This is a genomic window from Flavobacterium notoginsengisoli, assembly GCF_014207905.1.
GTDB lineage: Bacteria > Bacteroidota > Bacteroidia > Flavobacteriales > Flavobacteriaceae > Flavobacterium > Flavobacterium notoginsengisoli_A.
Genome location: NZ_JACHLB010000003.1, coordinates 455,443 through 470,996, shown reverse-complemented (window position 1 = coordinate 470,996; position 15,554 = coordinate 455,443). Strand labels below are relative to the sequence as shown.

At 33.4% G+C, this 15,554-nt stretch carries 10 protein-coding genes; 5 read left to right on the top strand and 5 right to left on the bottom strand.

Annotation, left to right across the window (positions count from 1 at the left end; all coding sequences use genetic code 11):
- Window positions 1–45: 45 nt before the first annotated feature.
- Both HNP35_RS12290 and HNP35_RS12285 read right to left on the bottom strand, forming a co-directional pair.
- Complete coding sequence (locus HNP35_RS12290; RefSeq protein ID WP_184162237.1) at window positions 46–6,903, bottom strand: gliding motility-associated C-terminal domain-containing protein; 6,858 nt, start codon at window positions 6,901–6,903, stop codon at window positions 46–48.
- A 17-nt stretch (window positions 6,904–6,920) separates the two neighbouring features.
- Window positions 6,921–7,472 carry a hypothetical protein gene (locus HNP35_RS12285; RefSeq protein ID WP_184710795.1) on the bottom strand — a complete coding sequence of 184 codons (552 nt, stop codon included), beginning with the start codon at window positions 7,470–7,472 and terminating at the stop codon, window positions 6,921–6,923.
- Window positions 7,473–7,971: 499 nt separating this feature from the next.
- Between HNP35_RS12285 and HNP35_RS12280 the strand changes: the two genes are divergently transcribed.
- From HNP35_RS12280 to HNP35_RS12260, 5 genes are all read left to right on the top strand, one after another.
- On the top strand, window positions 7,972–8,460 hold the full coding sequence (locus HNP35_RS12280) for a SixA phosphatase family protein (protein ID WP_184162231.1): 489 nt from the start codon (window positions 7,972–7,974) through the stop codon (window positions 8,458–8,460).
- Window positions 8,461–8,462: 2 nt separating this feature from the next.
- A complete protein-coding gene (gene ppk1 / locus HNP35_RS12275) occupies window positions 8,463–10,541 on the top strand; it encodes a polyphosphate kinase 1 (RefSeq protein ID WP_184162228.1) in 2,079 nt (692 codons plus the stop codon).
- Between the two features lie 33 nt (window positions 10,542–10,574).
- The gene (locus HNP35_RS12270; RefSeq protein WP_184162225.1) at window positions 10,575–11,465 is read left to right on the top strand and encodes a Ppx/GppA phosphatase family protein; all 891 of its coding nucleotides are present in this window, start codon (window positions 10,575–10,577) and stop codon (window positions 11,463–11,465) included.
- 103 nt (window positions 11,466–11,568) lie between these two features.
- Window positions 11,569–12,135, top strand: a complete 567-nt coding sequence (locus HNP35_RS12265) for a Crp/Fnr family transcriptional regulator (RefSeq protein ID WP_184162223.1) — start codon at window positions 11,569–11,571, stop codon at window positions 12,133–12,135.
- Window positions 12,136–12,349: 214 nt separating this feature from the next.
- Window positions 12,350–12,928 carry an NAD(P)H-dependent oxidoreductase gene (locus HNP35_RS12260; protein WP_184162220.1) on the top strand — a complete coding sequence of 193 codons (579 nt, stop codon included), beginning with the start codon at window positions 12,350–12,352 and terminating at the stop codon, window positions 12,926–12,928.
- Between the two features lie 93 nt (window positions 12,929–13,021).
- Here HNP35_RS12260 and HNP35_RS12255 read toward each other — a convergent pair whose 3' ends face one another.
- From HNP35_RS12255 to HNP35_RS12245, 3 genes are all read right to left on the bottom strand, one after another.
- Window positions 13,022–13,435, bottom strand: coding sequence for a DNA polymerase III subunit gamma/tau (locus HNP35_RS12255; protein WP_184162217.1), 414 nt, complete (start codon window positions 13,433–13,435; stop codon window positions 13,022–13,024).
- A 257-nt stretch (window positions 13,436–13,692) separates the two neighbouring features.
- The gene (gene dnaX, locus HNP35_RS12250; RefSeq protein WP_184162215.1) at window positions 13,693–14,778 is read right to left on the bottom strand and encodes a DNA polymerase III subunit gamma/tau; all 1,086 of its coding nucleotides are present in this window, start codon (window positions 14,776–14,778) and stop codon (window positions 13,693–13,695) included.
- A gap of 61 nt (window positions 14,779–14,839) precedes the next feature.
- A complete protein-coding gene (locus HNP35_RS12245; RefSeq protein ID WP_184162212.1) occupies window positions 14,840–15,496 on the bottom strand; it encodes a hypothetical protein in 657 nt (218 codons plus the stop codon).
- Window positions 15,497–15,554 lie beyond the last annotated feature (58 nt).

Here is a 15,554-nt window from a genome sequence, read left to right as displayed (position 1 = left end):
ATAATATCTTGAAAAATAGGGTTTTACGTTTGTTTTGGTTGGTTGCTATTTTGATAGGTATAAATAACCGCTTAATTTGTTATCCTGAAGGTTGTTATTGCCATCTAGAGACTTATAATGTATGATGTAAAAATAAGTTCCTGTAGGTAAACCGTCAGATTGTTTTACAGTTGTTCGTCCTCTTGAAATTCCATCAAATGCATTGGTTGTGTTGTTATAGTTTTTAGTTTCGAAAACCAAAATTCCCCAACGATTATATATTTCAACTGTATTTTCTGGATAGCAAGTCAAATTATCAATATTGTCAATTTTGAAAGTATCATTAAAATTATCACCATTAGGAGAGAAAGCATTGTGAGGGAAAACTTCTTCGCAAGCTAAAACCTTACAATCATCATTTACTTCCATATTTAGGATGATGTTTCGTGGACATTTTTCACCAGCGATTTGATACTCTAAAACATAGTTTCCTAGAGCCAATCCAAACGGATTAAAAATATTTCCTTGAAGCGAATTTGTATTGCTTCTATCGATCCAAGTTCCTGTAGTTGGACTTCCTTCTGGTAATAAACTGGTTAAGTTAATAAGAGATGAATCGTCTGTACAAGCTGTACTGCTAAATTGGGTTGTACCATTTGGCACTACTGTAATAGTAACAATAGCTGTATCGCAGTTTTCACTACTTAATTTGTCGCAGATTCTATAGCTGTAAGTATAAGTTCCTGCTGGTGTTAAGCTAGAAACTGTTACATTTCCAGTATTACTAATTGTAATATTTGGATCAGTTTTGCTATTATTATCATTAAGAAGCGTAAAGTTTACTAATTCTAAAGTGACTGGTGTTGTTCCTTTTACATCATTGCTTAATACATTGCCAACTAATCCAAAAGTGTTGCATCCGATATTGCTGTATGTGTCATCATTCGCAACAACTGGAGTTGGTGGCGCGGATGGAGTTGTAACCGTTACAGTTACAACAGCAGTGGCACAATTTCCAAAATCGGCTTTTTCACAAATTTGGTATGTTAATGTATACGTTCCTGCAGGTGTATTTGGAGCAACATTTACAGAACCATCTGAATTTAATGTCAAAGCTCCTTTTGGATCAGGAATAGTTGTTGTTAAAGTGATGTCATTTAAGTTTACTGCTGAACCATTTAAGGTATCATTAGTAAGTACATTTATGATATTATTTGCTCCAGTGGCTCCGTTTATAGGTCCAGCTGTATCATTATTTGCAATAATGGCAAATGTTGGACGAGCTGTACAATAAGGATCAGATGGAGGATAATTTACTGTGATTGTTTCGCTTGGATTTAAAGTCAGCGTTAAAATAGCTGTCGGACGTAATTTTTCAAATCCATCTGCACCTTGAACCCATTTGTTATTTTCAAAAATCCATCCTGGCCAATCAATGCCTTTTCCATTTCCATCTACTACTGCACCTGGCCATAAAACACGTCCGCTTAATGGCAGATTATTCATTGTTGAGATAATGTTGTTATTACTATCAGCCCATGCTATGGTTACGCCATTTACTGGAGTAAAGTTTACAGCAGTTACTACATAATCAATATATGGAACATCGTTGACACAGATTGGAGTTGCAGAAACTGTAATTTTTGGAGCTTCAATTGTAATTGTAACTGTAGCAGTGTCGCAATTGTCTGTTTGGTTTGCTTCGCAAATTTGATAAACTAAAGTTAATGTGCCAACAGGTGCATTTGGTAACACATCTATAGAACCATTTGGATTTAGCTGTAAAAAGGCATTTGGTGTTATTGTTGTTAAAATAACATCCGATGGAGTAACGATAACGCCATCAAGAGTATCATTTGAAAATACATTTAAAACATTTGTTGTGGTATGATTTACCCCAGCAATTGGACCAGCTGCATCATCATTAGCTATAATGACTTTTTTAGGTTTACAGTTTACAGTAAAAGTCTGAACTAGTTCTCTTTTATTTCCTGCACAATCAGTTAAAGTGTATGTTCTGGTTAGAATGTAAACATTTCCATCGCATCCGTTGTTAGTGTCAGTAACAGTAATATTAACGGTTGGACTGCAATTATCTGCTGCATCTTTAATATCTGCTGGACTTCCAACAGGAATCAAATCTACGCTAGCTAAATTGGTTACGTTGGCAGGAGCTGTTCCTGTTGGAGCTTTAGTATCTCTAACTGTAATAATTTGAGTATAAGAAACTACATTTCCTCCACAATCACTAGTTTTCCAAGTACGTGTTAAGGTATAATTCGAAGCGCATCCATTTTGAATATCTGATTTTGTTTCAGAAAATACAATTGGCAAATTCCCATTGCAATTATCAGAAGCAGTCATTTCTGCTACTTCAGGAATAGCATCACATGAAACGGTAACGTTCTGTGGAAGATTTCCAGTAAATAATGGTGCAGTTGTATCTTGAATAGTAATTACTTGTGTGAATGTGTTAGAAACATTTCCGCAATCGTCTTTAACAGTCCAAGTGTTGGTGTAAGTACCTGCATTTCCGCATCCGGCAGAAGCAGTAAACTGTCCGCTTACTTTTACAATATTGGTTACATCAGCATCACAAGAATCTGAAGCAGTTGGAAATAAAGCCTGAGCATTTGCTAAAGCAGCTGCATCACTGCATTCTACAGTTTTGTCTAAAGATCCTGCTAAAGTTGTCCAAGTTGGTGCTGTTGTATCTTGAATAGTGATTATTTGTGTGAAAGTATCAGAAGCATTTCCGCAATCGTCTTTAACGGTCCAAGTGTTCGTATAAGTTCCTGCATTTCCGCATCCAGCCGAAGCCGTAAACTGTCCGCTAACTTTTACAATATTATTTACATCGGCATCACAAGAATCTGAAGCCGCTGGAAATAAAGCCTGAGCATTTGCTAGAGCAGCTGCATCACTGCATTCTACAGTTTTGTCTAAAGATCCTGCTAAAGTTGTCCAAATTGGCGCTGTTGTATCTTGAATAGTGATTATTTGTGTGAAAGTATCAGAAGCATTTCCGCAATCGTCTTTAACTGTCCAAGTGTTCGTATAAGTTCCTGCATTTCCGCATCCAGCCGAAGCAGTAAACTGTCCGCTTACTTTTACAATGTTAGTTACATCGGCATCGCAAGAATCTGTTGCTGTGGGTAATAAAGCCTGAGCATTTGCTAAAGCAGCTGCATCATTGCATTCTACAGTTTTGTCTAAAGATCCTGCTAAAGTTGTCCAAATTGGCGCTGTTGTATCTTGAATAGTTATTATTTGTGTGAAAGTATCAGAAGTATTTCCGCAATCATCTTTAACCGTCCAAGTGTTCGTATAAGTTCCTGCGTTTGTGCATCCGGCAGAAGCAGTAAACTGTCCGCTAACTTTTACAATATTAGTAACATCAGCATCGCAAGAATCTGTCGCTGTAGGGAATAAAGCCTGAGCATTTGCTAAAGCAGCTGCATCATTGCATTCTACAGTTTTGTCTAAAGATCCTGCTAAAGTTGTCCAAGTTGGCGCTGTTATATCTTGAACAATAATAGTTTGAGTAACAGGAAGAGAAACGTTTCCGCAAGCATCCTGAGCTGTCCATGTTCTAGTTTTGGTATAAGATCCTGCACAATTTCCAGAAACCGTATCGTCTACATAAGTTAATGATGTTACAGTTCCACTATCATCTGTTGCAGTTGCTTGTGCAAAAACAGGTTCAGCAGGACAATTAATTGTCGTAGTTTGAGGTAACGGATTTATAATTGGTTTGATAGAATCTCCATCTAAAATTGTAAAAGACTCATTAATTTCACAACCATTTGCATCTGTAATTTTTACACTATAATTTCCGGCAGTAAGATTAGTTGCAGTTGCAGTTGTTTGAGCCGGAATAGTATTCCATACATAAGTATAGGCTGGAGTTCCTCCAGAGACAGTAACTGTAGCAGAACCGTTATTTCCATTTCCACAAGAAACATTAGTTTGAGATTTTATTGCGCTTAAAATTGCTGCAGGCTGTCCAATTGTAACAGAATTAGATGCAGAAGAACAGTCATCTGTTACAGTCAAAGTATAAGTTCCCGCTGGCATATCAGTAACATTTGCAGAAGTTGAGATTTCTGCATTTGTATTGTCTTTCCAAGAATATTTTACAGTTCCTATAGCATTTGTCACAGTACCTGCTGTCAAAGTTCCAGTACTTTTTCCAAAGCATGAAACATCTGTTTTAGAAGATGCAGCTAAAGCTAAAGCCCCTGTAGGTTGCGAAATTGTAATAACTAAAGTTCCTTGACAACCATTGCTATCCATTGCTGTAACTTCATAACTTCCAGCTTCCAAATTAGTTAAAGTTTGAGAAGTTCCTGCATAAGCAGCGCCATTCTTTTTCCATGAATATGTATAAGGAGCCACTCCGCCAGAAGCATTTTCTACGGTAATAGAACCTGTAGCTTGGTTGAAGCATTTTACATCAACATGCGAAGCAATTAATTCAGTTACTGTAACGGTACTTTTCGTCACTACAACTGGTTTTATATCAAAACAATTCGAAGCATTTGTTCCTTTGATGTAATAAGTTCCAGGAACTGCTGCAGCAAAGTTAGAATACGGAGTTGTTGCTGTTGCGTCTGTCCAATAAGTATATGTTAATCCTGATGAGCTTCCAGTAGTAATACTTGCAGTAGTTAAATCTACCGAAGTTGCTGGTGAACAAATTGGAAGCGGATTAGTTATTGTAACTGTTGGTTTTTCATTTACATTAACGATTATTTCTTTTTTTGGACCAATACAAGCATTCGTTTTTCCTTCAGCAACATAGTAAGTATATTGCCCAGCTACAGCTGTAGAAGGAGTTAGCGACTGTTGACCAGTTGAGGTCAAAGTTTCATAATAGTACAATGTATATTCTGGCTTTGTAGGAACAGCAGTCAATGCAACTGGAGTATCGCCAATACAATAATTTATTGGGCTAGTTACAGTTGGTGTTGTTGTGATGCTTTCAATTGTAATAGTAAATGCAAAATAGCATCCGCTAGAAGCTCCTGGTGGAATTGCATAATAAGTCGATGTTCCAACGGTAGCAGGAAACGGATTATTTATAGTATATTGTGTTGTTGTTCCTGCAACTACTGGATACGCATTATAAAATGTTGATCCAGTTGGAAATGACCCCGTTACATCTGTAACAGGAATTGATGATGCACTGTTGCAAAAAGTAAAAGCAATTGTTGGAGGTGTAGCTTGGCAATTTGCATTAGTATAATTTGCTGAATCTATGGTCGTTTGAAGCGGTGCAGCGATTGAAGATCCCGTACAGTTTCCAGATGGCGTGTAACCTAATATCAAAGAGTGATCTGATACAGTAACTGACGAATTAACGCCTTTTCCACTTAATTTTCCATCTACCTGAATAACATTACTACAGTTAGAATTTTTTAACAAGGCACAATTCTCAGTTGATTTTAATGTGAATGTTAATTCTCCCAAAACAGTATTTGGATCGGTAGGTAATGGCAATGTTCCTAAATCCCAAACAATAGATCCATTTGCACCAATTGTTGGTTCATAAGTCAATGAATTTGGAGAAGGAGCAGGAGTGAAATTTATCGTTTTTGCCAAACTTCCATTAACAAATGTAGCATTGTAAGGAATTGGAATAACAAGTTTACTATTTTGGATGGCTTCTGTTCCTCTATTTTGTATTTGAACTTTATAACCAAGTTCCTGACCAGGCAAAACTGTATATGGACCAGCTCCAGCAGGACTTCCGTTTATTGTGGTAGCACTAATTATACCTTCAATTTCTGGAACATAGGCGTCAACTGCCATAACAATAGAAAAGATTACATAAGTGTCAACAGTAGATCCATATCTGAAAGTGGTAGAAGTCTGATTATTTCCAATGATGTCTTTATTTTCATTTGGAAGTTTAAACATGCTGATATCCATTCCTGAATTATTTTCGAGATTTGGATTTCTATAATTTCCTCCAGTATTGATTGAAGAGTTAAAGAAATTATCAGGCGAATTTTCGGAATGACTTAAGCTTAAATAATCATTACTATTTAATTTCTGAATTTTAAAGTAATCGCCGTTATAATTGACATCACCTTCACCGGCCATAATTCCAAGTTTAACATCAACAGGTCCAGATGCTATGGAATTAAATCCAGAAACAGAAAAAGAGTGATCGGCAGTAATATTATTTTGTACAAATGCATGACCATCAAAAACAGTAATATCTCTATTTTTCATGTCTGAATTTTCATAAACCACTACTAATCCCCATCCAGCATATTTTCCTATCGCACCACCGTCAGCACCTTCTGTAGCGGCAATGTTGGCAGCAAAATATTCACCAACTCCATTTGCTTTTACATAATCTGTAACTTCTGTGTATGCCGTAAAAATATTATTTTCAGAATTGGTTGGGAAATAGATGTCTGTTGCTGTAAATTCATCGTAGTTGCCATTATTTGGACCTTTAAACAAGATTTTTCTTTTGTCTAGAGTTGCAACGGTACCGTTTTTATTTACAGTAAAAGTACTAGGGCTATTAGTTGCATTGTCAATTCTTCCAGTCCAGTACAATCCAGCGTAAACAATATTATAGCAGTTTGTTAATTTGGCACCGTGATCATTCAATAAATCTAAAGTTGCAGAAGAAGAATTAACGGTTTGGTTATTATTGTCTTTATCAACATATATCATCGGAAAATCACCATTTGTTTCCCATCGATCATAATTCTGAGTCGTTAAGTTGATATTTCCAATCATCGTAAAATCTCCTTTGATTTTATAGATTGTTCTAGTCGGAGAATAAGAAGAAGTTCGTTCTTTAAACGGTACAATTACTTGAGCTTTTGCCTCATTAATGCCCATAAAAAGCACTAAAAAGATATAAAAAGCCGTTAAATAGGGATAGTAGAATTTTTTCATAGTAATAGCTTTTTAAATTATCCGCCTATAGAGATTTTATAAAGTAGAACATATTTTGAAGTATCATTTTTAATCAAGTTATTGATCACAGCAGGGTTTGTCTGGATATTTGAAATGATGAGAATGTATTTTAGATTTTCAAAATTGGAGAAAGAATTAAGATCAATAGATTTATTTAAATCTGTCGATGTTTCAATTTTGATTGTTGCAATTTCGATATCACTTTTTAATGAAACTGCTGTGTTAAGGCTATTAAGCGAGTTTATATCTGTAAATAAAGACGTAGGTTTTTCACCATAAACTTTGGTTTGTCCAGAAAAAGAATAAACAGAAGATTGTAAATCATACAAAAGATGTTTGAGATTGCTCAGCTTAGAACTTTGTCCAGAACTCTCTAAGTTTTTTAAGTACGAATCCACATTTTCACTTTGAGCAAATGAAAAAGTTGTTGTCAAAAAAAACAGTATGAAGAAAATATTTTTTTGAAAGATGTTTCTCTTTGAGAGAAAAATAAACTTACAATTTGCAACAAATTTTACTGCTTTTTCAAGAGTAGATTTAGTTTTCATAACTTATGATTTTGTTTAAAAGTATTTACTAAATTTTAACAGAATCAAAGTTATATTAGAGTTTTTCTAATTGAATTTTTTTATCTACAACTAACCTAAAAACTCGTTGAAATGTATTTTTTCTACAAAAAAAAACGATAAAAAGATTATTTTTTAACATAAAAATGCAAAAAACGCAACCCGTTTTTTTGCTTTTTTAATGAAAAATAGAAATTTTAAAATATTATAAATACTTAATAATCAGGTATTTGGTTAAAATTTTGCAAATTTAGAGAATCTCGACCAAATACTGATTTCTTAGATAAAATACACTAATTGTATTTTTTTTGAATTGTGATTTTTTTTAAGATTAACATATTATAAAGAATACATTCTTGTTAAAATTTGATTATAGTGTTAACAGAAATAAAAAATAGAAAAGGTTTAAAATTTCTTTTGTAAATTAGAACTTAATTAAAAAATACTAATCTCCAAATCGGGTTTTTAAATTTTAAAGCTTATGAAAAATCTAATTTTAATACGTCATGCTAAATCAAGTTGGGAAGCACCATTGAAAGATTTTGATCGCCCATTAATGAAAAGAGGAATTTTAGATGCACATGATGTTTCGTTACACATTTCTAAATATCTTCCTAAAACCTATATAATTTGGAGTAGTACTGCTGCAAGAGCATCAGAAACCGCATTAATCTTTGCTCAGAATATTTCCTATCCTTTAGAAAGCATCGTTTTTAAAGACGATTTATATACTTTTGATGAGAAACAACTCGAAAAAGTTATCAAATCGTGTGATAATAGTTTAGAAAGCGTTATTCTTTTCGGACATAACGAGGCTATTACAAATTTTGTTAATAAATTTGGAGATGTTTTTATAGATAATGTTCCAACTTCAGGATTTGTATCCTTACAATTTGATGCCGAAAGCTGGGATACTATAAATAAAGGTAAAACACATAAAACTATTTTCCCCAAAGATTTAAAATCATAACAGTGTACGAACAGAAATATATCGATAGAGAAAAAAGCTGGTTAGCGTTTAATGCAAGAGTTCTTCAGGAAGCCGCAGATAATACGGTTCCGCTTTTAGATAGATTGCGATTTGTTGGAATTTTTTCAAACAATTTAGATGAATTTTTTAGGGTTCGATATGCAGCCATTAGAAGATTAAGTCTCTCTGGTATTTCTGGTGAAAAATATTTGGGCGGAATTTCTGCTCATCAATTAATTAAAGATATTACAGAAATTGTTATTCAGCAGCAATCTGAAAGTTTGCGTATTCTTGGCAATATAGAATCAGAACTAGAAGCCGAAAATATTTTTATAATTAACGAAACTCAAATTACTCCAAAGCAAGAATGTTTTTTGAAGGACTTTTTTATGCAAAAATTAAGTCCAGAATTGGTAACCATCATTTTAAATGATCTAGCCGTATTTCCTGTTTTAAAAGATACTTTGGGATATTTGGCTGTTCGTTTAGAATTAAAAAATGATGAAGTTAGATATGCTTTAATTGAAATTCCGAAAAACATTAACAGATTTGTTGTTCTTCCTTCTGAAGATGAAAAACAATACGTGATTTTAATCGATGATGTAATTCGTTTTAAACTGAAAAACATCTTTAACATCTTCGATTACAAAACGGTTTCGGCTCACATGATTAAAATTACTCGTGACGCACAATTAGAAATTGATAGTGATTTGAGTAAGAGTATGTTGGAGAAAATCGCTTCGTCTGTAAAAGATCGTAGAATTGGAGAACCTGTTCGTTTTATTTACGATAGTTTAATTGAAGATGATACTTTGCGTTTCTTTTTAGATAAAATGAAAATCGAAGAAACGGATAGTATAATTCCTGGAGGAAGATATCATAACCGTCGCGATTACATGGGATTTCCAAATCTTGGGCGTTACGATTTGTTATACAAACCAAATGAACCAATGCCAGTTCCAGGTTTAAGCCTTGAAGGAAGTATCTTAGAAAAGATTAGCAAAAAGGATTATTTAGTTAATGCTCCATATCAGTCTTTTTCTTATTTAACAAAGTTTCTTCGTGAGGCGGCATTAGATCCAAAAGTAACAAGTATTAAAATTACATTATATCGTTTAGCTAAGAACTCGCAAATTATTAGTTCGCTTATAAACGCGGCTAAAAATGGTAAAAGAGTAGTGGTTCAAATTGAACTTCAGGCACGTTTTGATGAAGCTTCAAATATTTCGTATGCAGAACAAATGCAGATGGAAGGAATTGAACTAATTTTTGGAATGAAAGGTCTTAAAGTGCACAGTAAAATTTGTGTTATTGAAAGATTGGAAAATGGTAAAAATCGTCGCTACGGATTTATTTCAACAGGAAATTTCAACGAATCAACAGCTAAGATCTATACTGATGTAACGCTTTTAACTTGCCATCAAGGAATTTTAAAAGACACATCAAAAATATTTGAGTTTTTCGATGTCAATTATAGAGTACACCGATACAAACATTTAATTGTGTCGCCTCATTACACCAGAACTAAATTTGTAAAGTTGATTGATCGTGAGATTTTACATGCGTTGGCTGGTAGAAAAACACACATAAAGCTTAAAATGAATAGTTTGTCAGATTTTAAGATGATCGATAAATTATATGAAGCCAGTAATGCTGGTGTAAAAATTCAGCTTCAAGTAAGAGGAATCTGCTCTTTAATTCCAGGAATTCCAGGAATGAGTGAAAATATTGAAGCCATAAGTATTGTCGATAATTATTTGGAACATTCAAGAGTTTATATTTTTGGGAATGCAGGATTGACGGAAGTTTATATTTCTTCTGCCGATTTCATGACTAGAAATCTTGACGCAAGGGTTGAGGTAACATGTCCGATTTATGATCTTGAAATTAAAAAAGAGTTAATCGACAATTTCAACATTGGCTGGAAAGGAAATGTAAAAGTGAGATATCATTCTTATAAATTAGATAATAAATACAAACCTAAAAATCATCATGCCCCTTTTAGAGCTCAGTTCGAGACTTATAAATATTATCAAAAAAAGGCAGAGGTAATAGAAGAAGTTCCTCAAAAAGTAAATTAATAATAAATACCAATTTCAAATCATAAAGTGAGCATGATTAATATTAGGAAGTTTGCAGCAATAGATATCGGTTCAAATGCCATGAGGCTTCTGATATCGAATGTTGTGGAACAAGAAGGAAAAGAACCGCAGTTTAATAAAAGTTCCCTTGTTCGTGTGCCAATTCGTTTAGGGCAAGATGCCTTTACAGTTGGAGAAATTTCGCAGGAAAATATAGATCGAATGGTTGATGCCATGAAAGCATTCAATCTTTTGATGAAAGTACATAAGGTAGAACGTTATATGGCATTCGCAACTTCTGCAATGCGCGAAGCTTATAATGCTAAAGAAGTAGTAGCTTTAATTAAGAAAAAAGCCGACATTAAAATCGAAATTATTGATGGTAAAAAAGAAGCCGCGATTATTGCTTCTACAGATTTGCATCATTTGATTAAATCTGATGAAACCTATCTTTTTGTAGATGTTGGAGGTGGAAGTACAGAGTTTACGCTTTTCTCTTCAGGCAAAATGATTACGTCAAGATCTTTCAAAGCAGGAACAGTTCGTTTATTGAATAATATGGTTCATGATGTGGTTTGGGATGAAATCGAAAAATGGATTAAAACCAATACAGCAGATTACGAAGAGGTTACGTTGATAGGTTCTGGAGGAAACATCAATAAGTTGTTTAAAATGTCTGGAAAACAGCAGGAAAAACCACTTTCTTACATTTACATCAATTCGCAATATGCATTCCTGAATTCATTAACCTACGAACAAAGAATTGCCGAATTAGGTTTAAACTCTGACCGTGCCGACGTAATTATCCATGCAACTCGTATTTATCTGAATGCAATGAAATGGAGCGGAGCCCGTCAAATTTACGTTCCAAAAATCGGACTTTCTGATGGTATCGTAAAAGCAATGTATTACGGGAAAATTTAATATTTTTTTGCCATGAATTTCACAAATTTGCACAAATTATTTTTCACACTTTGCGAATGAAAATTAGTGTAAATTTGTGTAATTCGTGGCAAAACTTTTTTAAATGAAATCAATTTTTCAGTCTATTCAGGATTTTTCACAAGAAGAATTAAATCTTTTAGATGATTTAATAACTTTTCGCACTTTGAAAAAAGGTGAACTTTTATTGACTGAAGATCAAGTTTGCAATGAAATTGTTTTTATAAAAAAAGGAATTCTACGTTCCTTTTTTATGAATCATAAAGGTGATGAAATCACCAATTGTTTTGCTTTTGAAAACGAATTTATGGCATCTTTTGCCAGTTTCATAACTCAAGAAAAAGCGACAGAAAATATCCAAGCTTTAACTGATGTAGAGTTGCAAATTCTGGATCGGAAAGCTTTGGAAAAACTTTATAAATCAGGTTTTAATTGGCAGGAAACTGGTAGGAAATTAACCGAATTAGAATTTGTAAATCTTCATAATAGAATGGTTTCTTTTCAGAAATTATCTGGAGCAGAGCGTTATCAAGAATTGTATCAGAATCATCAAAAATATTTACAGCTAATTCCTTTGCAATATTTAGCTTCTTATTTAGGAATTACGCCAAGACATTTAAGCCGAATTAGAAAAGCAGTAATTCATGCTTAAAAGTTTTATTTCACGCAGATTTTAAAAGATTTAAGCTGATTTATGAAGATTATATATTTAGTTTTTTATGTAAGATCTGCTTGATCGAAATATTCATTATGATAATATTTATCTGCCCAATCTGCGTGAAAAATTAGACTTTGCATTTAAGATTTCAGGACATTTGTCCAGTAAAAGAAAACACTCGAATAGTATTTTTGAAAAAAACATTGATATGAAAAAAATACTGATTATAAATGGACATCCAAATGCTGAAAGTTTCAATTTCGGAATTGCAGAATCGTATAAAAATGGTGCTTTAGCAGCCAATGCTCAAGTAGAAACTATTACAATTGCCAATTTAAACTTCAATCCCAATCTTCAATTTGGTTATCAGAAAAGAACAGAACTTGAACCAGATCTTTTGGACGCTTGGCAGAAAATTCAAAATGCAGAACATTTGGTTTGGATTCATCCAGTTTGGTGGGGCGGACTTCCAGCAATTACGAAAGGATTTATCGATCGTCTGTTTTTGCCAGGAATGGCTTTTCAATACCGAGAAAATTCTGTTTGGTGGGATAAACTTTTAAAAGGAAAAACAGCTCATATAATTACCACTTTAGATCAGCCAAGCTGGTATTATAGATTGTTTTTCGGAAGGCCAAGTGTTAATCAGTTGAAAAAATCAACTTTAGAATTTTGCGGTGTAAAACCTGTAAAAGTCAGTTATATCGGAATCGTGAAAGGCTCAGATGACTCACAAAGAAAAAAATGGTTGGAGAAAGTCTACAACTTTGGACTGCAGAATAAATAGTTTTTAATCTATTCTAATTGCACGAGTTAATTTAAAGCTTTTTTAGAATTGAGATCTATGGATTTTTTTGATTTTAAATAAAAAGAATAATCATTATGTGAAATCTAATCCAAATGTAGAACGTAAAAGTTCAATGTTTGGATTGATTTCTAAGAAACGATTATATCGATCTTGATCATTGAAAGCTCTTACCGCTTGAATCTCCTCATTTACAATTATTTCAATGGAAATATCATGATTGTGTAAATGTCCTTTTAAATAGCCTAATAAACCATTCATTTGGTTTTCAAAATCTAGTTTAGAACCTTCATTAGGAAGTTCGTAAGTAATTGTTGTTCCATTTAATACCGGATCGCTAATTAATAGAATCGATTCCATGATTTTTAGACCTTTTTGGCCTAAACGTTCCGCGTATTTATTCCAATGAAGACGCATATCTGTTTCGTTAAACTCTTCAGTAAGAAATACAGATGTAGGTTTTACATAAGAATTTTTGCTTGCTTCCAACTCTTTTTTCTTGCGAATACTCGCAAGCGAAAAAGCAGAAACTTTTGGCGTTCCGTCAGCTTCCGTTTTTGGAGGTTCTGGAGTTTGAACTTTTGGAGTTTGAACGGCTTGTTGTTCAGGTTCAGAAACGACAGTTTTTGCCTCATTTACAGGTTGATAATTTTGATTATCAGTTGCAGATTGACTTTCAACTTTCGACTTTGGACTTTGGACTTCAACTATAGAATATCCGCCATTTTTAAAGTAAACGGGTGGAATTATGAATTGCTCAGCTTTTTTTTTTCTCCATCAAAATTGATAGAGGCCAATTGCATCAAACATAATTCAACTAAAAGACGTTGATTTTGACTCAATTTATATTTTAAATCACAGTCGTTTGCAATATCGATTCCCTTCAATAAAAATTCCTGAGTACATTTTTGAGATTGAACGGCATACATTTGCTGTGCTTGTTCTCCAACTTCTAATAAAGCAATTGTAGAAGGCGTTTTGCTAACTAATAAATCTCTAAAATGAGAAGCTAAACCGGCAATAAAATGATGTCCGTCAAAACCTTTTGCTAGAATGTCATTGTAAGCTAATAAAAGCTTCGGAATTTCATTTTCTAAAAGTAAGTCGGTAATGTTGATGTAAGTTTCGTAATCTAAAACGTTTAGGTTTTCAGTTACTGCCTGACGTGTTAAATTAGTTCCGCAATACGAAACTACACGGTCAAAAATAGATAAAGCGTCACGCATGGCGCCATCTGCCTTTTGAGCAATAATGTGCAATGCATCATCTTCAAAATTGATTCCTTGACTTTCAGCAACATCAGCTAAATGTTCTTTAGCATCTTTTACCGTAATTCTTTTGAAATCGAATATTTGGCAACGAGATAAAATCGTTGGTAGAATTTTATGTTTTTCTGTAGTTGCTAAAATAAAAATAGCATGTTTTGGTGGTTCTTCTAATGTTTTAAGAAAAGCATTAAAAGCCGCAGAAGACAACATGTGGACCTCGTCAATGATATAAACTTTGTATTGTCCCGTTTGTGGCGGAATACGAACTTGATCAATCAAGCTACGAATATCATCAACAGAGTTGTTTGAAGCAGCATCCAACTCAAAAACGTTAAAAGCAAAATCTTCAGTCGGATCATCATATCCAGGCTGATTAATTTTTCTAGCCAAGATACGTGCACAAGTAGTTTTACCAACTCCACGCGGTCCTGTAAATAAAAGAGCAGAAGCCAAGTGATTGGTTTCAATAGCATTCAACAAAGTGTTGGTAATGGCTTTTTGCCCCACAACATCTTTAAATGTCTGAGGACGATATTTACGCGCCGATACTACAAATTGTTCCATATTCTTTTTTATTCGATAGCAAATATATGACTTTTGTTTCGTTGTTTAAAACCGATTTTAGTTATTTGGAGAAAATCTTTTTCTTATAAATTTCAAAGATTAAAGTTAGAAATAATACGATGTTGACTATCAAAGATATGATTATATATCTGCTGTATGTTTCAAGCTTTTCTTCGGTTTTTTCTTTGTCAGAAATATCTTTTTGCGCCTTTTTATATAGTCTTAACTTCTCTAATTGATAAATCCAATCTTGTAAATTCCGATTTTCAAACTTGAGATCCCAAGCATAAAAAGACAATGTTCTTATTTGTTCATCTGTTTTTTGAGAGATTTTAGTTTCTGGTGGAGAAGGGATGGAATTGCTCCCATAGGGTTTAAATCCAGTGCTTGGAGAACAACTACTCACTTCGATAGTTTTATCTTCATTAAAATTGGCATAAACAATCCAAAGTTGTTTTATAGATGGAGTAACAGAACAATTGCCCAAATACTTTTGTGTAATGAACCGAGAATTGTATTTTCCTTTAAAGAGTTCTATTATCTTAAAAGTATAAATTCTCTTTATTGAATCTACTTTTATAACTTCTCCATAAAATGCAATTTCATACTTTAATCCTATTTCTACCATGTTTTCTCGGTCAATTGGCTTACACTCACAAGAAAAAGAATTGTTGTAAATAAAAAAGAATGCAAAAACAAAAATGTATCTAAACTTCATAAAGTTGATTTTAAATACAATAATAATTAATTTTTTGTAATAAAAAATGTACTATTTT